We start from the raw sequence: 23860 nt of genomic DNA, 5'->3' as shown, positions 1-23860 counted from the left end.
AAAAAAAGCTCCCTATTTCGGGAGCTTTTTTCTTTTCTATTTTACTTCTTCATCGTCCTCAGTGTTAAGGGGAGGATTCAGAGATATCTCATCACCGTGATTCAACTCTTCTTCACTCTCATTATAGGAAACTTCCTCCTCATGCTGAGCAGGAGCCGCTTCAAGGAACGCTTCTTCTACAGCTTCATGGACAGTTTGCTCTTCGATATCATGATTAACTGATTCTCCAAGATGGAATTGCTGAACTTCATTCTGCAAATTAAGCGCAATTTCCTGTAGTTCGTTTGCCGCATAGTTCACTTCATTGATCGCCTGTTTCTGGTGGATACTTGATTCACTGACTTGTTCACTTGTAGCCACTGATTCTTGTGAGATGGCACTGACTTCATGAAGTTTTTCAGAAAGGCCGATATTCGCTTCACCAACATGCCGGATCGACGTCTGGATCTGGCTGATCTTTCCGTGAATTGCAGCAACATTGGTAACGATGGACTCAAAGGCCTGCTTGGTCATGGAAACAGACTGAAGCTGCTCATTACGGTAGTCCTCAAATCTTGCGGTTTCCTGAGTAAGATTATCCATCTGGCTTCCCATCAGTTTAACAAGCTGCTGAATCTGCTGTGCTTCATTTTTGGAGCGTTCAGCCAGCTTTCGGACTTCAGCCGCTACAACGGAAAAGCCTCTGCCAGCCTCGCCGGCTCTCGCGGATTCGATGGCAGCATTTAAAGCAAGCAGATCAGTGCTTCTCGCGATTTCTTGTATGGTATGTACGATAGAATGGATCTGTTTGGACTGTGCATTGGCATCTTGTATTTCAGAAATAAGATCATTCGCGAGCGAAATGAATTTTTCAGAATGTGTATTGAGCTGCTGAACAGTCTCCATTCCAGACTTACCGTCTTCTTCCGCCTGAAGGGTATCTATTGCGATCTGTTCACTGATGGAAGCAGTTTCTTGGATGGCATCTGTAACTTCCGTCAATAGCAGAGTGCTTTCATGCAAATGATCCGCCTGGCTTTGTGCACCAATGGATACTTGCTGTACTGCGTCTGAAACTTCCTCTGTCTGTGCGGTCGTTTCTTCAGATATCGCGGCAAGGTGCTGGGAGGATGCAGCCAGCTGTTCAGAAGCATGCTGCACTTCACTCATGGACCGCTGCATTTTTTCTGCCATGGCGTTAAAGGTCTCAGCAAGCTCACCCATCTCATCATTGGAGGCTGTTTGTACCCGGTAATCTAGATTTCCGTTGCCGATGACTGTGGCTCCTTCTTTTAATAATGAAATGGAGCGGGCGATAGAACGGGTCAGCCAGATTCCAGCTACAGTCATGCCTGTAATAACGATTGCAGAGATACCGATCAAGAGCCAGGTGAGCAATGATTTTAATCCGGATTGTTTGTCTGTCAGCTCTGCTCGTTTCTGATCATTGGATTTCTCGATTTTCATGATGGAAGTCTCAACATTGGCTGCAATCGATTCAAATTCACTTGTCATTTCTTTGATCTGCTTAGATGTCGTTTGGATATTACTAGCCGAGGACGTGTATTTTAACAGTTTTGTTTTGAAATCGGATAATTCATCTTCCGGAAGAGAGGATTTATCAAGCTGTTTTTCAAACTTGCCGGCAGATTCCTGGAATTTTGCTACATTCTCTTCGTTTAAGGACAAATAAAATTCTTTTTCGTATTTGTTCATGATGAGAAACTCATTAAATAGTTTAAGGTCCTTCATACCGGAAACTTTCTTCTCAAAGGTTGAAGACGTTTCTGCCATCAAATCTTTCAGCCCGCTGATCTGAGCAGCCATAGAAGAAGTAGAGTCAAAGGATGTACCATATTGTTCAATTTTTTTTGAGATGTTTTTATATTCTTTCTTTATGGAAGCATTATTTGCTTTCTTTGAATAATTTTCTACTTTCTTTTGCAATGTAAGAACAGAAGAGTTGATTTCGTTTGCTTTTTCTGTGGAAGGAAGCCGTAAATAATCCTGTTCCTTTTTGCGGATGGTTGTTAGATCATTGTATATTTCTTTGCTATGATTGCTGTTTTGCTGCAATTGTTCCTTTTCATGATCCATTTTCCCGCTTAACCAGACATAACATGCCGTAAATCCGATCATAATCAGCAATCCGATCAAGCTCATAAATAGCATGGTTCTTACCCTGTTGCGTATAGACATGTTCATTGTGTTCCCCCTTTATATCCTTACTATCGGAATCTTTTTAATTTTGTTTATTAAGGTATTGGTCTGTAATGTGAATTTTTCGACAAAATCCCATCTGTCTTTACAGATGTTATTACTCTTGTATAATAAATGAGTTGTGTTTGAACTTATTCATCAACCATTTAAGAAAAAAGAGGAGAATAAATGTGGGTCATTTCATGAAAAGAAAAGGAGTTTCCCTTTCACCAAAAGTTTACTTTATAACCAGCTTCAGTTACTTTGCCCTTGGTTTGATGTCGTCACTGGTGATCGGTTTGATCTTAAAAACAATCGGAGAGCAGGCACACTTGCCTTTCTTTATAAAAATGGGCAGTCTTGCCATGACGTTGCTTGGTTCAGCAATTGGCGCAGCTGTCGCATATGGGCTTGAAGCTCCGCCCCTCGTCCTGTTTGCTTCAGTCGTGGCAGGTTCTGCAGGAGCCGAGCTTGGAAGTGTAGCCGGCTGTTTTGCTGCAACATTAGTCGCGGTTGAAGCCGGGAAACTGGTGTCCAAGGAAACAAAAGTGGATATCCTTATTACTCCGGCAGTGACCATTCTGGCCGGTTATTCAGTGGCCTATTTTGCAGGGCCAGGCATCGAACATTTCATGAAAGCGTTCGGACACCTTGTCATGTGGGCCACCGAACAGCGGCCGCTGATCATGAGCATCCTTGTGGCGGTACTGCTCGGTTTAGCTCTTACTGGCCCGGTCTCGAGTGCGGCAATTGCTATCATGCTTGGATTAGAAGGCTTGGCTGCGGGAGCGGCTACCATCGGATGTGCGGCACAGATGATCGGGTTCGCCACCATCAGTTACAGAGACAATGGGTTTGGAGGATGGATCACTCAAGGAATTGGAACTTCGAAGCTGCAGTTTCCGAATGTAGTCCGCAATCCGAAAATATTAATTCCCCCAACCCTGGCAGGAATCATACTGGCCCCAATCGGTACGCTGGTATTTCATATGGTCAACATTCCAGCAGGAGCGGGGATGGGGACCAGCGGGCTCGTTGGACAGATCATGACGCTTCGGTCCATGGGATTCAGCTGGCATGTGATCCTATATATTTTTCTGTTGCATTTTGCTGGACCAATACTGATTAGTCTGGTAATTTCAGAATGGATGAGGAAAAAAGGATACATTAAGCCAGGAGATATGAAAATAAACCAGTAAGAGGAGAGATTTTTCATGAGAACGCTTGAATCAATCGGAGAATTTAAAGAATTGACGATGCAGGGAACCGTTATTGCTGTTTTCTCGGCAGGCTGGTGCCCGGATTGCGTGTTTATTAAACCATTTCTTCCTGAACTCGAACAGGAATTCAGCCAATATACATTTGTCTTTGTTGACCGTGACCAGCATATCGAGCTTTGCCAGGAACTTGATATTTTCGGTATCCCAAGCTTTGTCGCTTTCCATGAAGGAAAAGAAATCGGCAGGTATGTAGACAAGGAGCGCAAAACAAAAGAGCAAATCACCGCATTTATAAATAATTTGCCTGTAAACGCCAACGAATAAGAGAAATATGTTAAAATCGTAACAGTACGTTTATACGTCGGGAATTACATTTAGAGAGGGCGTTTAATAATGGCAAAGGTAGAAGTAAATCATAAGAAATACGAAGGCATTCGTTTTGATATAGAAGATGAAAGCGTCATTTTGGTCGATATTTTAGAAACCATTCCTTACGAGTATGCTGGCAAGGATACACTGGTTACCATTCCAACAACAGAGTTTACCTCTGTTTGTCCATGGTCTGGCCTTCCTGACTTTGCGGACATCATCATCAGCTATATCCCGAACGGAGATTTAGTAGAGATGAAATCATTAAAATACTATCTGACTTCTTACAGAAACGTAGGGATCTATCAGGAGCATGCAACAAACAAAATGAAGGAAGACCTTGTTGACCTTCTTAAACCAAAGTACCTTAAAATTGTCGCGACATGGAATGCACGCGGAGGATTAGGCACTGAAGTTGTTGTAGAATATAAACAAGACTAGTGAGAAAAGCGCAGTTTCCTGATTAAGAACTTGCGCGGGACATCACATCAACGAATTTACTTCAAAAAACCTCCGTTCAGGAGGTTTTTTATGCTTTCATAACTGGAGGGATAGCATGAGTACAAGCCTTAAACTGAAAAAGGTGCTTGAAGAAAGACTGAACCGGCCTGAATGGCAATTGTCGTATGACCGTGAAAACGAACAGCTTAGAATAGAACATAAAGAGCATCAGAAGGGAATTACCCTTTCTCTTCCTGGGCTGACTGTGGAATGGCAAAAGAAAAAGGACGCCTTTTTGGATGAGCTTGTTTACCATGTGGAAGAAGCTCTCAATGCCATCGAGGCATCTCCTGAAACCAAAAAGGAAAAGAATATCTTTCCTGTCATCCGGTCAACTTCTTTTCCGACAGAATCGCCTGAAGGAGACGCTTTAATCCATGAGGAGCATACAGCTGAAACATCCGTCTTTTATGCTCTGGATCTTGGGAACACATACCGGCTTATTAGTGAAAAAATGCTTCAGGATTTAAACATCAGCAGAGAACAGTTAATGGAGATCGCCCGTTTTAATGTTCGTTCCCTGGATACAGAGATGAAGAGAGATGAGGTTGCGGGCAACACCTTCTACTTTATCAACCATAATGATGGATATGATGCGAGCAGAATTCTCAACTCGGCTTTGCTTGACCGAATGGAAAAGGAAGTGTCAGGTACTCTTGCTGCTGCCGTTCCGCATCAGGACGTCCTCATCTTGGCAGATATTCGGAATAACCAGGGTTATGATATCTTGGCTCAGATGGCGATGCAGTTCTTTATGAACGGCCGTGTGCCAGTAACCGCCCTGCCTTTCCTTTATGAGAACGGTGAACTTGAACCTGTTTTCATCTTGGCAAAAAACAAGCCTGTCGATGAAACAGAAGGAGAGTAGGGAACCAAAGAAATTCTTGGTAAAAATGGCTGTAAAAAAGTCATAAAAGCTTATCTTAGACCGAAATTTATTATAAGGTATGTTGAAGAAAAGCAGAATCACCCGAATCTTGCTGAATGACAGGAAGTTTTAGGCGGCTTTTTTCCTCCAGTTTAGGTGGCTGTTCAATGGCCGGTAAGCTCGCCTTTATCCATAACCGCTAGAGAAATCTAGTGGTTTTTATATTTTTTGAATTTGTTGGCAATTTTTTCTTAAAGAATGTGACAAATTCCGCTACAATAAAAAGATAGACCTAGAAAAAAAGAAGGTGATGGCAATGTCGTGGTTTAAAAAGATGATGAATTTTATGTTTGATGATGAACCTTCTGAAACAGAAGAATCAATAAATCAAGAAATACATAAGCAAGAGAAAACAGAATCTGGAAATCAACGCACGGTTGGACGTTTTCAGAACGGCCAATACAATTCTGCACCTCGGATGGTGAGCCGCTATCCATCAGAAGGGAAATTTCGTTTTCCGCTCGTATCAGATGAAGAAGAACTAGGTACATACAGGTCAGCCAGAGCGAATAAACCCAGCTATTCAAAGGCACCAGCTTATAAGAATGTGAAAGAGACCTATCAACCTGCGTTAGAACAAAAAAAAGAAATCCCTATAAAGGAAAAACAGGCATCAGCATCCAAAGAAGAAAAGGCAAGAGTATTCAAGCCTTCTGAGATCCCTTCGCCCATCTACGGATTTGGCAGCAGGGAAGGGCGAATTGGAAAGGAAAACTCGAATACGGCTGATAATCGATACAGCAATCCTTCTTCAAAAAGCCAGTTTAGGCCGACCGAGATTCCTTCACCCATTTATGGGTTTGGCAGCAGGGATAAGAGCAGCAAGGACAATAAGGAAGAAAGCATTCCCACTGCATATGAGGAACGGCCAAAAAGCAATTTTAAGCCGTCACAGGTACCATCTCCAATATATGGTTATGGTGAAAGAAGACCTGACACAATTTTAAATCCGGGGCTATGGAAGCTATCAGAAATTCAAAAGAAAAAAATTCCGGATAATGAATTGATGGAAGAGCTGTTAAAAGAACCGATTACCATTAAAGAACCTGTCGTACTTCAGAGAGATGAGGAAGTTGAGCCGCCTGTATTGCATGAAGAGAAGGAGGAACAACCGCTTGGACTCGTCCGTTCCAAAGATGAACCGATTCTCCTGCTTGATGAATTTAAAAAAGATACGATCGAGCTGACTGAACCATCTGAACCAGTAATTCAGCTGGAGAGCTCCCCGGAACTTAAGACAGAACGAACAGCAGTTGAACAGAGAATGGAAGAAAGCCTTCCAGCACTAGAAACGGAAACGGTTTATGAATCTTTGAATTCAGAACCTATAGTAATGGAATCTGCATCTGCAGAACCAGAATCAGAACCAATGGAAGAGTATCATGAACAGCCAGAAGAAATACTATCACCCGCTGTTGATGAGAGACAACGGGAAGTTGCTGAGCACCAAAAAGAGCCGGTGAAAAAGCCTGGGGGCTCCTATGTTCCCTTTAATGTTCTGATGTTGAAAAAAGACCGCAAACCGGCAGATCGGCAGCCAGAGGTGAAAAATTCGCTTGTGAAGAAAGAACAAGCTGTAAGACATTCGCCGGAACCTGTTTCTGCTTCTTCATTTCCTCAGCTGGACCTGCTGCATCATCCGCCCGTACAGGAAGAGGATGACAGCCTTTGGATGGAAGAACAGAGAGACCTCCTTCAGCTGACGCTTGATAACTTTAATGTGAACGCTAGAGTAGTAAATATGACCAAGGGCCCTTCCGTTACAAGACTGGAAGTTCAGCCCGCACCCGGCGTAAAGGTTAACAAAATTACGAATCTTAGCGATGACATTAAATTAAGCTTGTCCGCCAAGGATATCCGGATTGAAGCGCCGATTCCCGGAAAAAACACGATAGGAATTGAAGTTCCAAACCGTCACAGCCAGGCCGTGTATTTGCGTGAAATTCTGCAGAGTGAGGAATTCAGGGAAAGCTCTTCTCCACTTACCGTCGCACTGGGGCTGGATCTCTCAGGTTCACCTATCGTGACCGATCTGCAGAAGATGCCCCATGGACTTATAGCAGGAGCAACCGGATCGGGTAAAAGTGTATGCATCAACTCCATTTTGGTTTCTTTAATGTATAAGGCATCACCAGAGGATGTTCGCCTTCTTCTGGTTGATCCTAAAATGGTGGAGCTGGCTCCTTATAATGCCATACCGCACCTCGTAACTCCTGTTATTACAGATCCAAAGGAAGCGACAACGGCCCTGAAATGGACAGTAGAGGAGATGGAGCGCCGGTATGAAGCCTTTGCCAGAAATGGCGTTCGCGATATTAAACGATATAATGACAAAATGAAGAGTGAACAGCTCTATGCCAACAAGATGCCTTACATCGTGGTGGTGATAGACGAACTGGCAGATCTTATGATGGTCTCACCGCAGGACGTAGAAGAAGCGATCTGCAGGATTGCCCAAAAAGCCAGAGCCTGCGGCATTCATCTCCTGCTGGCAACCCAGAGGCCTTCAGTTGACGTCATTACTGGCTTGATTAAAGCGAATATCCCGACTCGCGCAGCGTTCGCTGTGTCTTCAGCGATTGATTCCAGAACTATCATTGATATCAGCGGGGCAGAACGTCTGCTCGGCCGCGGAGATATGCTGTTCATGGAAAATGGTTCGAGCAAAGCGGTCCGGATTCAAGGAAACTTTGTTTCTGATGAAGAGATCGAACGAGTTACGGCTTTCGTCAAAGAACAGTATCCGACGCATTATTTGTTCAGCAGAGAAGAATTGATCCAGTCCAATCAGACGGTTGAACAGGAAGACGATCTTTTTGAAGAAGCATGTTATTATGTACTGGATGTTGGCGCAGCCTCGTCATCAAGCATCCAGAGGAGGTTCAGGGTGGGCTATAACCGTGCCGCCCGCCTCGTAGAAATGATGGAAGCGTTCGGTCTTGTATCGGAAGCGATGGGAAGCAAGCCGAGAAACGTCCTCATGTCACAAGAAGAATTCCAAAGCAAAATGTACAGCGAAGCAGAAGTTTAATTGTGATTGTTAAAAAAGGTGTCCTGGGACAGCCAAGCGGCTTTCCAAAGGACGCCTCTTTTTTTCGGCTTCATTGCCAGCAAGGATACTAATCAGTTTCTCTTGTTTTCTGAAGAGTAGTTCTATATTATAAGAAAGTATGAGTCTTGCAGGTTTTATTAAGATAAAGAAAACAGCAAATTGCAAATTTCTTGACCAGGTGATGAGGAGTTTATATGAAAGAGATTGAATTGAAGTTACAGGGAAAAATCAAACGCTTGACCAATCAGACGTTCAAATTTGATGAACGGGCGGGTGACGGCTGGTTCTCGGCTGTGTACTTCCTGAAAACATGTGAAATCGTAAAAAAATTCAAGCCCGACAATATAGTAACGATGCAATTTTTTCAAAAAAACGAGTCTGTTCTTTGCGGAACAGATGAAGCAATTGCCTTAATCAAGACATTTGCAAAAAACGCGGATGACCTGGAAATTTATTCACTCAAGGATGGCGATAAGATTTCTCCTTTTGAGACGGTCTTTACCATTACCGGACCTTATCAGCATTTTGGATTCCTTGAAGGGATGCTTGATGGGATCTTAGCGAGAAGGACGTCTGTGGCGACAAATGTATATAACGTAGTTAAAGCGGCCAGTATATCGGGTGTTCAAAAGCCCGTTATCTTTATGGGTGACCGCGACGACCACTTCGCTCAGCAGGCGGGTGACGGATACGCTGCATACATCGGCGGTTCAACAGCTCAGGCCACCCATGCGATGAATGAATGGTGGGGGAAGCAGGGAATGGGGACGATGCCTCATGCTCTTATTCAACTGTTTGGCGGGGACATTGTTGAAGCGACAAAAGCTTATCACGAAACCTATCCGGAAGATGAACTGATGGCGCTGGTTGATTACAACAATGATGCGATCACAGACGCTCTGAAAGTAGCGAGAGAATTTGGCAGTGTTTTAAAAGGGGTGCGTATCGACACATCCCGAACGATGGTCGATCAGCATTTCTTCCGCAATCCTGAGGTTTTAGGCAGCTTCGATCCGCGGGGAGTAAACCCCGAACTGATTTTTGCATTGAGAAAAGCGCTTGATCAGGAAGGATTTCAGCATGTTAAAATCGTGGTCAGCGGCGGCTTTACTGAAGAACGGATCACTTCTTTTGAAAAACATGGTGTACCAGTCGATATATATGGAGTAGGGAGCAATCTCCTTAAAATTAATATTGGGTTTACCGGGGATAACGTCTTGATGCATGGAAAGCCTCAAGCTAAAGCGGGCCGGATCTATCGCCCAAATGCCCGTCTTGAAAAAGTAGAGTAGAAACTCTTAGATTTATGTCTAAGAGTTTTTCCCTCATTTAGGACTATATAAATTTGGAAAACGAGAGCAAAATAGGAAAGAATCTGTAACTAAATGCCTCTTTTGGCCAATCCTCCAGAAGTAATGGAGATAGACATTGTTTTTTGCTATAATGAGAAAATGAGTCGGTTACCGCTTTGCTTTTTGATGATTATCATTACTTTATAAGCAGGCATATACTGACAGAAAATAGGCCTTGAAAAATGGACTGCCTGAACAGGCGGTTCTGAGAAGGTTTTTGATTGTGGAGGTCTTAACATGACACATTATCACTTTGTAGGAATTAAAGGTACCGGAATGAGTGCTTTGGCTCAAATACTTCATGATATGCAAAATGAGGTTCAGGGGTCTGACGTTGAAAAGTATTTCTTTACCCAGCAGGCTCTTGACGAGCGCGGGATTACAATACTTCCTTTTGATAAAAACAATATTAAAGAAGGCCAGACGATTATTGCTGGAAATGCGTTCCCGGATGACAATGAAGAACTGATAGCAGCAAGGGAGCTTGGCTTGCCGATCTACCGTTATCATCACTTCCTTGGCGACTTTGTTAAGAAGTATACAGGCGTTGCCGTAACAGGCTCGCACGGTAAAACATCAACGACAGGCCTGCTTGCTCATGTTCTTGGAGGAGCGAAGCCGACTTCGTTTCTTATCGGTGACGGAACGGGCAGAGGGGTAGAAGACAGCGAATATTTCGTATTCGAGGCTTGTGAATACCGCCGCCATTTTCTTTCCTATGAGCCCGCATACGGAATCATGACGAACATTGACTTCGACCATCCTGATTATTTTAAGGATATCGATGATGTGATCAGCGCGTTTCAGGCGATGGCCATGCAGGTAACAAAAGGAATCATCGCTTGCGGTGATGATCAGCATCTGCAGAAGATCCATGCAAACGTACCCGTCGTATTTTATGGCCTTGGAGAACACAACGATTTTCAGGCAGCCAATATTAAGCGTGATGAGATCGGCACTACATTTGATGTTTTTGTGCGCAACACTTTTTATAACACATTTACGATTACGGGGTATGGAACCCACAACATTCTCAATGCGTTAGCGGTTATTGCGTTGTGCCACTATGAGGATGTACCCGTTGATATTATTTCTGACCGTCTAAAAACGTTTAGTGGTGTAAAGCGCCGTTATTCTGAAAAGCCGTTTGGCAATCAAGTATTGGTCGATGACTATGCTCATCATCCAACAGAAATCAGTGCTACAATTGAAGCCACTAAATATAAGTACAAAGACCGTGATGTTGTGGCGATTTTTCAGCCCCATACTTTCACGAGAACGAAAACGTTTCTGCAAGAATTCGGTGATAGCTTAAGCAAAGCCGATTATGTTTATCTGTGTGATATCTTCGGTTCCGCACGTGAAAATGCAGGTACACTCACGATAAAAGACCTGCAGGACCTAATTCCGAATGCACAGCTTCTCACAGAGAATGAAGTAGGCATTCTGGAACAGCACAAAGACGGTATTCTATTGTTTATGGGTGCTGGAGATATTCAAAAGTTTCAAAAGTCCTATGAACAGGAAGTTGAAGAAAACAAAGGGAAAAGTACACGAATTGGATAACGATGAAAAAGGGGACTCGGGAAGAGTCCCCCTTTTTTTATATGAATGAAAATGAACTCCAGTAAAAAAAGCGCCGGAAGGTTTATCCTCCGGCGCTTTTAATATCACTTATTTAAGGTTCTCAGGGTTAAGCTTGTCAAGCTCAGGAAGAACAAAACGTCCGTCCTTACGGATCAATACATCATCAAAATAGATTTCTCCGCCGCCATAGTCAGGGCGCTGGATCATAACCATATCCCAGTGGATGTTAGAGTCATTGCCGTTATATGCTTCTTCATATGCTTGTCCAGGTGTGAAGTGGAAGCTTCCGTCAATCTTCTCATCAAACAGGATGTCTTTCATCGGATGCTGGATGAAAGGATTTACACCGATGGCAAATTCTCCGATATAGCGGGATCCTTCATCTGTATCAAAGATTTTGTTGATGCGCTCTGAATCATTGGCAGTCGCATTTACGATTTTACCGTTTTCGAAAGTAAGAGATACGTTTTCAAACGTATAGCCTTGATATGGAGAAGGAGTATTATACGTGATCGTTCCATTTACAGAGTCGCGCACTGGCGCAGTGAATACTTCTCCGTCTGGAATATTGTTGGCTCCCGCACAGCGGATTGCCGGAATGTCTTTAATAGAGAAAGTAAGATCGGTTCCAGGTCCTTTAAGATGGACTTTATCCGTTCTGTTCATAAGATCTTCCAGAGATTTCATCGCTTCGTTCATATTGCCGTAATCCAGGTTGCATACTTGGAAGTAGAAGTCTTCAAAAGCATCGGTGCTCATGCTGGCAAGCTGAGCCATGGATGCGTTAGGGTAACGAAGAACGACCCATTTCGTTTTCTTAATACGAATATCGCGGTGCATTGCGAAGACTGTTCTTTCATAGAGCGCCATTTTTTCAGCAGGCACATCAGATAATTCGTTGATATTGTCTCCTGAACGCAGACCGATGTACGCGTCCATTTGCGACATAAGATCGCCTTCATGCTTAGCGATAAGTTTCATCTGATCCTCAGACGCTTCCATGTATTGCTGGCGCATCACGGAATGGTCTTTCAGCAATACGAAAGGATATCCGCCTGCTGCGTATGCTTCTTGTACAAGTGCATTGACAAGCTCTTTTTGAAAGCCGAAGTTTTCAATAAGAACCTTTTCCCCTTTTTGGAGATTAACAGAGTATGTAATTAGATTTTTGGCTAATTGTTGAATGCGTGGATCTCTCAAAGAAATTTCCCCCTCGAATTATGTTGATAGGCCTAACGTATCTATTTTAACTCAATTTAAACAATTTGTAATGTTCAAACCCCAATTCTAGAAGGAAATCGGTAAATATTGTAGAATAGTAGGATACATGTTTAGTTTTATGGGCATAGGGTAATTTTAAAACCAATCATATCAGGAGGTGTCGCGGAAATATGAACGTACTGATTCCAATAAGTGTCGCAATCATTGCCCTCGCATTTGTTGTCCTCGTGTTTTTCTTAGCCCGTACTTTAAAATCCTTGCAGGGAACACTTGATAACGTAGCGAAAACATTAGATGGGCTAGAAACCCAATTAAACGGAGTGACTTCAGAGACAGCTCAGCTGCTTCACAAAACAAACAAACTTGCTGAAGATGTCCAAACCAAGGCAGATTCCTTGAACACTGTGTTTTCTGCCGTACAGGATTTAGGAAGCTCTATTCATAATGTGAATCAATCTGTCCGCAAAGTAACAGAGAAAATTTCTACTGGTGCTGAGCGGCAGTCTGAGAATATTTCCCAGGCGGTTCAATGGGGTAACGTTGCAATCAACCTTTGGGAAAAATGGAAGATTAAAAAATCCAAATTGGAATCTTCCCGAAGAAAACAATACCAATAAGGAGGAGAATCATGAGTAACGAAAACAACAACCAAAACATTAACAGTAAAGATTTTATTATTGGTGCTCTTGTGGGTGGAATTGTAGGTGCTGCTTCTGCACTATTGATGGCTCCTAAAAGCGGTAAGGAATTAAGGAATGACATCAATGAGCAGGCAGGCACAATTAAGGATAAGAGCACTGAATGGTCTGCGATGGCGAAAGATAAATCATCCAATATTGCTCGTACCGTTTCCGAGCAGTCCAATCAAGTGGCTGGCAAGGTGAAGGAGTTAACGACCAGCATCCGCCGAGACCTTGATAATTGGAGAAATAAAGGCAAAGATGTGATGGATGAGAGTGCTGATGCATATGGTGAAATTACAAGCCAAGCAGAAACTGAAGTTAACCGTCAGCCGAATACGGTAACTGAAGAAGAACTTGTTGAGCACAAATATTGATACCATCTGAATAAATGTGAAATGATAAGCGGAGAAGATGATCTTCTCCGTTTTTTTTATATAAAGGAGGAAACGATATGCCATTAACGAAAATTTCAGATTCAGAAGCTTTTAAAAAGGCGATAAGCGAAAATGGGAGAGTGTTTGTACTGAAGAACAGCACAACTTGCCCGATCAGTCATGCGGCTTTTGAAGAGTACAAAAAATTTGCTGAAGATCAAAGTGGGAACTTATACTACTTGAACGTTCAGGAAGCGCGGCCGCTTTCCAATGAAATTGCCGAGGCTTATGGAATCAAACATGAATCTCCTCAGGTCTTGCTTTTTGAGAATGGTGAGGTAAAATGGAACGATTCCCATTGGTCCATCACCTATTCTGCGCTGCAGGATAAGGTTAATCAATAATATATCCCTGTTTTGCCCGGATTCAGCCGAGCAAAACAGGTTTTTTTATATTTTTACAGGTGACAGTTCCTCTTGGTTTCGACTATAATGTATGTGTTTTAAAAACAGAGCATAGGAGAGGTTAACATGAGCATAGGTAAGTTAGACGAGCTGAGAGACCTGGTGAAAGGTCTGGACCTGCAGCTGCTGGACCTGTTGAATAGACGGGAAGCGATGCTGCAAGAGAATGAAGCCCTAAGGCTGGAAAGTACGATTGCACTGCGTGATAAGGCCAAAAGGCAAAAGGAAGGGCCTTTGTGCAAAGACGTGCTATTGAACATTATTAAAGTACTCGAAGATGCTGGACAGAATCTTGATCAAATGCAAGCCCGCCATCTTCTTGTTTCAAGAAAAAGACATCCTGAAAACACGGTAGTTTCGATCAAAGGAGAAAAGATTGGGAATGGTATTCCCTATCTGATCGCCGGTCCATGTGCAGTGGAAAGTGAACAGCAGCTGGATGAAGCGGCTAAAGCTGTAAAAGCACAGGGACTTACGTTTATGCGAGGCGGAGCTTTCAAGCCAAGAACGTCACCTTATGATTTTCAAGGTCTGGGAATTGAGGGTCTTAAGTTATTGAGGCAAGCCGGTAACAAACATGGCTTGGCTGTTATAAGCGAGATCGTTGACCCCAGAGACCTTGAGGCGGCCGAAGAGTATTTGGATATCATTCAAATTGGTGCAAGGAATATGCAAAACTTTGAACTGCTGAAAGAAGCCGGCAAAATGAGCAAGCCAGTCCTGTTAAAGCGTGGACTTGCGGCTACCATTGAGGAATTTATTTATAGTGCTGAATATGTTATGGCAAGCGGAAATGATCAGATCATTTTATGTGAGCGCGGAATAAGGACCTATGAGAAAGCGACGAGAAATACATTGGACATTACTGCTGTTCCGATTCTTAAGCAAGAGACGCACCTCCCAGTCTTTGTGGATGTTACCCATTCGACCGGAAGGAAGGATCTGCTCGTTCCTGCTGCAAAGGCAGCGCTGGCAATCGGTGCAGACGGCATTATGGCAGAAGTTCATCCTCATCCTGAGCTTGCCTTATCCGATTCGGCACAGCAAATGAATCCTCAAGAATTTCAACTGTTTGTCGATGAGCTAAGCAGCAGCGGTTTATATAAAAGAACGGGAATCTACGCTTAACCAAAGGCTTTTTTCTAAAAGATTGTTGCTTTGGGAACTTTTTTGAAAAGAGTCTTTGTAAGGCTTAGCGCCCGCCCCGCGGAAAGCGAGCATCCTGAAACGGAAATCAACTACTCCTAAGAGCAACAAAGGTTACGAAAACAGCCTAACCAAAAAACTCTCCCTAGTGGAGGGTTTTTTCATTAATATGGCTGGCCATGAATATAAAGGAAAAGAAAAACAGCAATACCTGAGCATAAAAGAGCATATGTAAGGAATTTAAAGAATCGCTCCAGTCAGACATGTGCTATCTTCATATGAATGTTTATTTGCCTGATAATCAAGATAAAGGTATTTTTACTTCTTGTTTGAACTGCGTATAATGAGTAGGGTGAACCAGAAAACGACTGCAAATTGGTCAATTTGTAGCAATGTCCTTACCTTTTAGAGGAGGGAAAACTTGATGAGAAACCTTGAATCAAACACAAAAACAACAACGAAACAATCATTGCATTTTTTCCTGCTTGCCGTAACAATGCTTTGGATTAAATCCTACTTAGCTTTTCAATTTGGATTAAATCTTGATCTTGAAAATGTTATGCAGCAGATTATTTTGGTGATTACACCGCTAAGTTCTGCGATTTTCTTTCTGGGCTTGAGTTTGTTTGCACCGGCAAAGAGCAGAAATAAAGCATTATTAACCATTCACTTTATCATGTCATTTATTTTATATGCGAATGTTGTATACCATCGGTTTTTTGATGATTTTATTACCATTCCAGTACTGTTTCAATTTAAGAACTTTGGGGATCTCGGCGGCAGCGCACAAAGCTTAATGCACCCGCTTGATGTTCTATATTTCTTGGACTTTCTACTGTTATTGACCATCGTATTGCTTAAAAAAGTTAAGCCTGCAGAAAAGATTAAAAAGAAAACCATTGGCCTTGTATTTGCATCTGCTTTAAGTATCTTTATTGCCAACATCGGCATGGCAGAAATTCAGCGTCCAGAGTTGTTAACAAGGACGTTTGACCGTGCCATTCTTGTAAAGCTAATGGGGATATACAATTATCATGTATATGACGCAGTAATGAGCACGAAATCGTCAACACAGCGGGCGTTAGCTGACAGCAACGACCTTTCAGACGTTAAGAACTATGTGGATTCCGATTATAAAAAACCAGATGATAAAATGTTTGGTGCGGCGAAAGGAAAGAACGTAATCCTCGTGTCGATGGAATCAACACAGAACTTCCTGATCAACAAGAAAATAAATGGGCAGGAAGTAACGCCATTTTTGAACGATTTAACGAAAAGCAGTTATTACTTTGATAATTTTTATCATAATACCGGACAGGGTAAAACGTCCGATGCAGAGTTTTTGATTGATAACTCGTTATATGGGCTGCCAGGCGGTGCCGTTTATACGACAAAAGCTCAAAACAAATTTCATGCAACACCTGAAATTGTAAAACAGAGGGGCTACAATCCGGTCGTTTTCCATGCAAACAATAAAAGCTTCTGGAACCGCGATATTATGTATGATACGTTAGGCTACAACAAGTTTTATTCAAAGCCTTATTTCCATGTTACGGACCAGAACTCAGTAAACTATGGCTTAAAAGATAAGGAGTTCTTCAAGCAATCCATGCCGATGCTTGAAAATCTCAAACAGCCGTTCTACAGTAAATTCATCACATTGACAAATCATCATCCTTTCATTTTGAACAATGATCAGGAAAAGTCGATCCAGCCGGCTAACACAGGAGATCCTACAGTGGATAATTACTTTGTTACCGCTCGATACCAGGATGAGGCATTAAAACAGTTCTTCCAGCAGCTGAAAGCTTCAGGGCTTTATGATAACTCAGTTGTCATCTTGTACGGAGACCATTATGGTATTTCAGAAAACCATAATAAAGCGATGAGCAAGATTTTAGGAAAAGAAGTTACACCTTATGAGCATCTTAAGCTTCAAAAAACACCATTGTTCATTCATGTTCCGGGCCAAAAAGGAAAAACGATGCATACGATCGGCGGAGAGGTTGATTTGAAACCGACCATTCTGCATCTGCTCGGTATAAAAACAAAAGGTGACATTCAGTTCGGCTCTGACCTTTTCTCTCCTGAACGTGATGATTTCACCGTTCAAAGGGACGGAAGTGCGATTACGAAAGATTATGTTTATTCCGGAGAAAAAGAAAAATGCTACAATCAGACAGATGGAAAAGAAGTGGCTAATAAGCTATGTAAGCCTGCAAAAGAAAAGGCTGAAAAAGACCTGAATCTGTCAGATAAAGTGGTTTATGGAGACTTACTCCGATTCTTTAAAGACGGAAAAATTGTCCCAAACCAAGAAACAAAATAACAGTAAAATTAACCGGCTGATTTCAGCCGGTTTTTGCTGTTTTGTATGTACTTACGGGGAATGGAGAAAACTATACAAAAGAATTTGTAAAATATTCACTTTTCCCCGCTGGATTACAGCGCTGTCACTGCTTTTCGTTGCCTAACTGCAGTCCTTTACTGTATGATATCAATAACATTACATAACCTGTCTGGATTGTGGAATTAAAGGAGGATTATCAAATTGAATACAACAATTTATGATGTGGCCCGTGAAGCAGGAGTCTCTATGGCAACTGTTTCACGTGTCGTAAATGGAAACCCGAATGTAAAACCATCTACAAGAAAAAAGGTGCTTGAAGCAATCGAACGCCTAGGATACCGTCCTAACGCTGTTGCAAGAGGACTTGCGAGCAAGAAGACAACAACAGTAGGTGTGATCATCCCTGATATTGCAAGCATCTTTTTCGCTGAACTTGCCCGTGGAATTGAAGACATTGCTACGATGTATAAATACAATATTATTTTGTGTAATTCGGATCAAAACAAAGAAAAAGAAATACACCTTCTCAATACATTGCTTGGCAAGCAAGTGGATGGAATCGTTTTTATGGGCGGTAAAATCACAGAAGAGCTTGTAGAAGAATTTAAAAAATCCCCTGTGCCGGTTGTAATGGCTGCAACGGTTGATATGGAAAAGGAAATACCATCCGTTAACATTGACTATCAGCAAGCCGTGTATGATGCAGTGGAGCATCTTCTGAAATCTGGCCATGAATCAGTAGCTATGGTCACTGGTCCACTTGAAGACCCAATCAATGGCTACCATAAGTTTACGGGTTTCCGTAAAGCGATGGAGGACGCAGGAAAAACAGTTGACGAAAAGCAGATTTTTGTCGGTGATTACACGTATGATTCCGGTATTGAAGCAGTTGAAACATTCCTTGAGAGTGGAAACATGCCTACAGCGATTTTTGTCGGCACAGATGAAATGGCACTTGGTGTTATCCACGGCGCACAGGATAAAGGATTGACTGTACCGGGGGACCTTGAAGTAATCGGTTTTGACAATACAAGGCTTGCAACCATGGTCAGACCAACCCTTTCAACCGTCGTACAGCCGATGTATGATATCGGTGCAGTTGCGATGCGCCTATTGACAAAATTGATGAACAAAGAAAAGGTGGAAGAGAACACAGTCGTTCTTCCTCACCGTATTCAGTTCCGCAACACAACAAAGAACAACGATTAATAAAATTGGTGTGATTGAAGCGCCTCTGAAAAACAGAAGGGAACAAGCAAGCTTCTACCCATCTGCTTTTCTGGCGCTTCATTTGTTTCACAAATCAGCCGTTTTAACAAAGCCAAGAAGATAAAGGTGGGAGAAGAATTGAGAATTGGCATAATTGGGGCCATGGATGAAGAAATTCATTACATGAGACAAGCCCTTGATATTTATGGGGAAAGCGTTCATGCCAAAGGTAAATATTATGAAGGCACCTATGGAACTAAAGAAGTTGTCCTTTGTAAATCAGGTGTGGGAAAAGTGAATGCTGCGATTACCACACAGGTTTTGATCGACCGTTTTAAAGTGACTCATATTTTATTTACAGGAGTTGCAGGAGCTCTTCATCCTGAGCTTGAGATTGGGGATATTGTCATCTCCACCAGCGCACTGCAGCATGATATGGATGCTTCGGCTCTTGGGCCGCATTTTCCACAGGGAACAATACCGATGTTCGATTATGAATCTGATTTTACAGCTTGTCCGAGCCTTGTTGAGCTTGCTGAACAGGCAGCTGCAAAGATACGGGATATTCATGTCCGCAAAGGAAGAATTTTAAGCGGGGATCAATTCATTGCCAGCCGGGAGACCGTTGAAAAGTATTTTCAGCAGTTTGATGGCGCATGTATTGAGATGGAAGGCTCAGCTGTAGCGCAGACTGCCTTTTTAAATGATGTTCCGTTTGTGGTCATTCGTTCGATTTCAGACAAAGCCAACGGGGAAGCAACGGTAAATTTCACAGAATTCACTAAGCTTGCTGCCGAACGATCATCCTCCATTGTTGAAGAAATGCTAAAGACGATTTAATAGAAAAAATGAAACACCTGATAGAGAGATTCCATCAGGTGTTTTTTGTATAATCCCGAATATGGTGAAGTGCCTTTGAAAGGGTCAGCGCATTTTTTTCTTTGATCTCCTGTTTGCGGGGAATCGGTTTATACAGCTTGTCAGGATCCTCCCAAGTAAGAGGAAGCGTGACAGGTGCTTGTTTTTGCCACTTTTCCACCCATTCCATCGGCAAAGATCCTTTTAAGTCGATATCGTTCATGGCAAGCCAGATTTCCGACCATGCCCGCGGCACGACACGCCAGATGTCATATCCGCCGCCTCCTGTAGCAATCCATTTTCCACCGCAGTACCGGTCTGCTGCTTTTTTTGCGATTCTCGGTATGGCGTGGAACGAGTTCATCGTAACTGACAGGTGTGTCAGCGGGTCAAGGTAGTGGGCGTCAGCACCGTTCTGGGTGAGGATCACATCGGGCTTAAAGAAGGCGGTTACTTCATTCAGGGCGGTTTCATAGAGGCTGAGCCAGGACTCATCTTCCGTAAAGGCGTCTACCGGTAAATTGAAAGAGTAGCCGTATCCGTCACTCTGGCCTTTTTCTGTCACATTTCCGGTTCCGGGAAACAGGTATCTGCCTGTTTCATGAATGGATAGCGTACAGGCATCCGGATCCTCATAAAACGCCCATTGGACTCCGTCACCGTGATGGGCATCAGTATCCACATACAGCACTTTCACGCCATACTTCTTTTTTAAATATGCAATAGCCACCGCGCAGTCATTATAGACGCAAAAACCGGATGCCTTCCCTCTGAATCCGTGATGAAGGCCTCCGCTGGCGTTGAAACCATAAGAAGCTTTGCCCTCCATGACCATATCTGCAGCAGTTAAGGTAGCTCCGACAATAAGTGCACTGGCTTCATGCATGCCGGGAAAAATGGGCGTGTCCTCTGTTCCAAGGCCGTAATTTTCAGCGGAAACAGCGTTCAATGTTCCTTCGCCTGCTTTTTTTACTGCCTCAATATATGCTTCGTCATGTATGAGGCCGATTTCTTCGTCTGTAGCCATCCTGGGTTTTACGATCTGGCTGTCCTCCAAGGCACCGGAAGAACGCAGAAGTTCATATGTTAATTGGACACGCAGCTGGTTAAAGGGATGATCTTCATTGAATTTATAGCGAAGCATGTCCTCGGAATAGATAAAAACCGGTTTCTTCATCTTTCCACTTCCGGTTCCTGCGGCCAAATGACGTCATAACCATTCTGCCTTAGTTCAGAAGCGATGCGGTATGGATTCATTGTCCCGATCCGGAACACCAGAATCTTTTGGTGTTCTTCTTGTTTGTCCGGATAGACGAGAACACTGTTGATGTTAATTTTAAAATTCTTGATCAGAGAAGCAACATCAGCCAGTTTGCCAGCGATATTTTCAACCTTAACCTCAAGGTGTGAGCTGGGCTGATGGGCACCTGTAAGCTGTATGAGAGTGTACAGCATGTCCCGTTCAGTGATGACCCCTACCAGTTTTTTCTTCTCAAGGACGGGGATGCAGCCGATCTGATGCTCGTAAAAAACACCAAGAAGGTCTTCGGCAAAATCAAGTGAATGTGCAGTGATCACATCACGTTTCATTATCTCAGAAACGGGCCGCTGAAATTCTTCAGGATGATCGGCAGCATCAAAGATGGATGGGCTGGCGTCTCTTAAATCACGATCAGAAATAATGCCGACAAGCAATCCTTCTTCATCAACAATCGGCAAATGGCGGATGCGGTGAGTTTTTAAAAGAAGCAGAGCTTCCTTAATCGTCGTTTGTGGCAGTGCTGTAACAGCCTGTTTATTCATCATGTCCTGAACAATCATCTTTATTTCTCCTTTCTCCGGTCAATACATAAAGCGGTTCTGGAAACGGATTTTATCGAATTGCTGTACAGAATTCATCGTTATTCTCTTTCCGATCCTGACCATTAAACAGTTTGCGGGGTGTGAGCTGATCTCCGGATCGTCTGTTGCCATATATTCCAGGCCTCCGGCATTCATCATTTTCTCCATCACTTTCCTGTAATCCCAAACCGACAAGCCGGTTCCTTTCAGATCCCAATGCCAATAATATTCCGTTGTGATAATGATATAATCTTCCATCGCATCATCCATCATCGATACTTTTAATAGGCTTTTCCCTATTTTACAATTGCGGTAATCCGCAATGACTTCAATGGCACCGAGTTCAAGCAGGTTCTCCATGTTTCCTTGTGACCATCTTTCCATCGGATCGGGATAGACATAGGTCACATAGCCGATAATTGTCTCTTTATTTCTGGCGATTATGATTCTTCCTTCATCAAGTCCTGCAATCTCAATGAGAGCTTCACGCTGCTGGTGCGGGGGCCTGAACGCCTTTAAGCCGGCATGAAACTCGTAGCTCGCCAGATGTTCAGGCGAAATCGGCCCTTCGATAATGACCTTGCCCAAAGGTGTATCAATGGCAAGGCAGTTGTATGTTTTCTTATGGTTCATTTATACACCACCCAATTTGAAAGTTATCCTATTCTATTATACATAAACAAGGCTGTTTGTAAGGGCTTTCAACTTATTTGGTGTGACAATTCTAATAAATTTAAAAATTTAGAACGATTATGATATAATGGCTTTGAATATCTTGGCATAGGAGGAGATTGGCTAATGAAAGTGGAAACGCTTCCGAGTGTAAAGGGTAACTTTAACCTTGAAGACTATCAAGCAGCATATGACGCATTTGACTGGAAAAGCATAGAAAAAGAATTTTCCTGGTATGAAACGGGGCGAGTCAATCTAGCCTATGAAGCGGTTGACAGACATGCAGAAGGCGATAGAAAAAATAAAGTAGCACTTTATTTCTCAGATCAGAAAAGAGACGAGAAGTATACATTTAAAGAGATGAAGGAACAATCTAATCGGGCCGGCAATATGCTCCGCCAGCTTGATGTTGAAAAAGGGGACAGGGTGTTTATTTTTATGCCGCGTTCTCCTGAGCTGTATTTTTCACTGCTCGGGGCAATCAAACTGGGAGCCATCGTCGGCCCGCTGTTTGAAGCATTTATGGAAGGAGCAGTCAGAGACCGTCTGGAAGACAGCGAAGCTAAAGTACTGATCACAACTCCTCAGCTTTTGGAGCGCGTGCCAGTCAGCGAACTTCCTTATTTAAAACACGTTGTGCTCGTTGGTGAGGACGTGAAGGAAGAAGGGCCGTATGTCGATTATTTCAGCCGAATGGAAAAAGCGGACAAGGAGCTCGATTTGGAATGGGTAGACCGTGAAGACGGGCTGATCCTTCACTATACATCAGGCTCAACCGGTAAACCAAAAGGCGTCCTCCATGTTCATAATGCGATGATTCAGCATTATCAGACCGCTAAATGGGTACTTGATCTTAAAGAATCGGATGTTTACTGGTGCACGGCCGATCCCGGCTGGGTGACAGGAACCTCCTATGGTATTTTCGGGCCTTGGCTGAACGGTGCCTCCAATGTGGTCCGGGGCGGCAGGTTTAGCCCGGAAGATTGGTACGGTACGATCGCAAAGTATGGCGTAACGGTTTGGTACAGTGCACCAACCGCATTCCGTATGCTTATGGGAGCCGGGGATGAGGTCGTAAAACGCTTTGATCTTTCTTCGCTCCGACACATCCTGAGTGTTGGCGAGCCGCTGAATCCTGAAGTAGTCCGCTGGGGCATGAAGGTCTTTAACCTGCGCATCCATGATAACTGGTGGATGACGGAAACAGGAGCTCAGCTCATCAGCAATTTCCCGGCAGTTGAAGTTAAGCCGGGCTCAATGGGCAAACCATTCCCGGGCATTGAAGCGGCTATCATCGATGATCAGGATAATATCCTGCCGCCTAACCGAATGGGGAACCTGGCGATTAAAAAAGGATGGCCTTCCATGATGAGAGCAATCTGGAACAATCCTCAAAAATATGAATCTTACTTTACCCCTGGCGGCTGGTATGTGTCTGGAGACTCAGCCTATATGGATGAAGACGGCTACTTCTGGTTCCAAGGCCGTATTGATGATGTCATTATGACATCGGGTGAAAGGGTAGGGCCTTTTGAGGTAGAAAGCAAGCTTGTCGAACACCCTGCAGTTGCCGAGGCGGGGGTAATCGGGAAGCCAGACCCGGTTCGCGGTGAAGTCATTAAAGCATTCATCGCACTGCGTGAGGGTTATTCTCCGAGCGAAGAATTGATTCAGGAAATCAGATCGTTTGTGAAATCTGGTTTGGCCGCTCACTCTGCGCCAAGAGAAATCGAGTTCAGAGACAAGCTGCCTAAGACAAGAAGCGGCAAGATCATGCGCCGTGTACTCAAGGCGTGGGAATTGGATCTGCCGACAGGCGACTTATCCACGATGGAAGACTAATCATTTAAAGCA

General features: G+C 43.3%; 20 protein-coding genes. 15 read left to right on the top strand and 5 right to left on the bottom strand.

All coding sequences use genetic code 11. The annotated features are described in order from the left end of the window. Positions 1-36: 36 nt before the first annotated feature. Positions 37-2184 carry a methyl-accepting chemotaxis protein gene (locus M1K46_RS13255; protein WP_256226311.1) on the bottom strand — a complete coding sequence of 716 codons (2148 nt, stop codon included), beginning with the start codon at positions 2182-2184 and terminating at the stop codon, positions 37-39. 197 nt (positions 2185-2381) lie between these two features. Between M1K46_RS13255 and M1K46_RS13250 the strand changes: the two genes are divergently transcribed. From M1K46_RS13250 to murC, 7 genes are all read left to right on the top strand, one after another. Next, on the top strand, positions 2382-3377 hold the full coding sequence (locus tag M1K46_RS13250; RefSeq protein WP_305585190.1) for a PTS transporter subunit IIC: 996 nt from the start codon (positions 2382-2384) through the stop codon (positions 3375-3377). Between the two features lie 15 nt (positions 3378-3392). Beyond that, positions 3393-3722 (top strand): thioredoxin family protein, encoded by a 330-nt coding sequence (locus tag M1K46_RS13245; protein WP_053357527.1) that lies wholly within the window; start codon positions 3393-3395, stop codon positions 3720-3722. 69 nt (positions 3723-3791) lie between these two features. Continuing rightward, positions 3792-4208 (top strand): preQ(1) synthase, encoded by a 417-nt coding sequence (queF, locus tag M1K46_RS13240; RefSeq protein ID WP_062233742.1) that lies wholly within the window; start codon positions 3792-3794, stop codon positions 4206-4208. A 115-nt stretch (positions 4209-4323) separates the two neighbouring features. Further along, the gene (locus tag M1K46_RS13235; protein ID WP_053357529.1) at positions 4324-5136 is read left to right on the top strand and encodes a DUF1444 domain-containing protein; all 813 of its coding nucleotides are present in this window, start codon (positions 4324-4326) and stop codon (positions 5134-5136) included. 316 nt (positions 5137-5452) lie between these two features. Next, positions 5453-8227, top strand: a complete 2775-nt coding sequence (locus M1K46_RS13230; protein WP_256226309.1) for a DNA translocase FtsK — start codon at positions 5453-5455, stop codon at positions 8225-8227. 215 nt (positions 8228-8442) lie between these two features. Beyond that, on the top strand, positions 8443-9540 hold the full coding sequence (locus M1K46_RS13225; RefSeq protein ID WP_091003848.1) for a nicotinate phosphoribosyltransferase: 1098 nt from the start codon (positions 8443-8445) through the stop codon (positions 9538-9540). Between the two features lie 297 nt (positions 9541-9837). Then, positions 9838-11166, top strand: a complete 1329-nt coding sequence (gene murC / locus M1K46_RS13220; RefSeq protein WP_256226308.1) for a UDP-N-acetylmuramate--L-alanine ligase — start codon at positions 9838-9840, stop codon at positions 11164-11166. A gap of 108 nt (positions 11167-11274) precedes the next feature. On the opposite strand, the gene M1K46_RS13215 is transcribed toward murC, so the two are convergent. Next, positions 11275-12387, bottom strand: a complete 1113-nt coding sequence (locus M1K46_RS13215; protein WP_091003854.1) for an aminopeptidase — start codon at positions 12385-12387, stop codon at positions 11275-11277. A 191-nt stretch (positions 12388-12578) separates the two neighbouring features. On the opposite strand from M1K46_RS13215, the gene M1K46_RS13210 reads away from it, so the two are divergent. The 7 genes from M1K46_RS13210 to M1K46_RS13180 all read left to right on the top strand — a co-directional run bounded on the left by M1K46_RS13210 (position 12579) and on the right by M1K46_RS13180 (position 19474). Beyond that, the gene (locus M1K46_RS13210) at positions 12579-13025 is read left to right on the top strand and encodes a DUF948 domain-containing protein (RefSeq protein WP_053357534.1); all 447 of its coding nucleotides are present in this window, start codon (positions 12579-12581) and stop codon (positions 13023-13025) included. An 11-nt stretch (positions 13026-13036) separates the two neighbouring features. After that, entirely contained in the window at positions 13037-13465 is a 429-nt protein-coding gene (locus tag M1K46_RS13205) for a YtxH domain-containing protein (protein WP_053357535.1), read from the top strand. A 77-nt stretch (positions 13466-13542) separates the two neighbouring features. Continuing rightward, entirely contained in the window at positions 13543-13869 is a 327-nt protein-coding gene (gene ytxJ / locus M1K46_RS13200) for a bacillithiol system redox-active protein YtxJ (RefSeq protein ID WP_053357536.1), read from the top strand. 126 nt (positions 13870-13995) lie between these two features. Continuing rightward, the gene (locus tag M1K46_RS13195; protein WP_256226307.1) at positions 13996-15057 is read left to right on the top strand and encodes a bifunctional 3-deoxy-7-phosphoheptulonate synthase/chorismate mutase; all 1062 of its coding nucleotides are present in this window, start codon (positions 13996-13998) and stop codon (positions 15055-15057) included. Positions 15058-15499: 442 nt separating this feature from the next. After that, complete coding sequence (locus M1K46_RS13190; protein WP_256226306.1) at positions 15500-17404, top strand: LTA synthase family protein; 1905 nt, start codon at positions 15500-15502, stop codon at positions 17402-17404. A gap of 222 nt (positions 17405-17626) precedes the next feature. Continuing rightward, positions 17627-18634, top strand: coding sequence for a catabolite control protein A (gene ccpA, locus M1K46_RS13185; RefSeq protein WP_053357540.1), 1008 nt, complete (start codon positions 17627-17629; stop codon positions 18632-18634). A 138-nt stretch (positions 18635-18772) separates the two neighbouring features. After that, the gene (locus M1K46_RS13180) at positions 18773-19474 is read left to right on the top strand and encodes a 5'-methylthioadenosine/adenosylhomocysteine nucleosidase (protein ID WP_091003861.1); all 702 of its coding nucleotides are present in this window, start codon (positions 18773-18775) and stop codon (positions 19472-19474) included. A gap of 34 nt (positions 19475-19508) precedes the next feature. Here the strand turns inward: M1K46_RS13180 and M1K46_RS13175 are convergent, their stop codons facing one another. The 3 genes from M1K46_RS13175 to M1K46_RS13165 are packed head-to-tail and all read right to left on the bottom strand — an operon-like array spanning position 19509 to position 21967. Further along, positions 19509-20669 (bottom strand): acetoin utilization protein AcuC, encoded by a 1161-nt coding sequence (locus M1K46_RS13175; RefSeq protein WP_256226305.1) that lies wholly within the window; start codon positions 20667-20669, stop codon positions 19509-19511. Continuing rightward, on the bottom strand, positions 20666-21313 hold the full coding sequence (locus tag M1K46_RS13170; protein WP_256226304.1) for an acetoin utilization AcuB family protein: 648 nt from the start codon (positions 21311-21313) through the stop codon (positions 20666-20668). The genes M1K46_RS13175 and M1K46_RS13170 overlap by 4 nt, the downstream gene beginning before the upstream one ends. 21 nt (positions 21314-21334) lie before the next feature. Next, entirely contained in the window at positions 21335-21967 is a 633-nt protein-coding gene (locus tag M1K46_RS13165) for a GNAT family N-acetyltransferase (protein WP_256226303.1), read from the bottom strand. Positions 21968-22132: 165 nt separating this feature from the next. Between M1K46_RS13165 and acsA the strand changes: the two genes are divergently transcribed. After that, a complete protein-coding gene (gene acsA, locus M1K46_RS13160; RefSeq protein WP_256226302.1) occupies positions 22133-23848 on the top strand; it encodes an acetate--CoA ligase in 1716 nt (571 codons plus the stop codon). The last annotated feature ends 12 nt before the right edge of the window (positions 23849-23860 follow it).

It is taken from the genome of Fictibacillus sp. WQ 8-8 (assembly GCF_024494405.1).
In the GTDB taxonomy this organism is placed as follows: domain Bacteria; phylum Bacillota; class Bacilli; order Bacillales; family Fictibacillaceae; genus Fictibacillus_C; species Fictibacillus_C marinisediminis.
The sequence above is the reverse complement of the archived record's forward strand: the minus strand, read 5'-3'. Positions and strand labels throughout refer to the sequence as shown.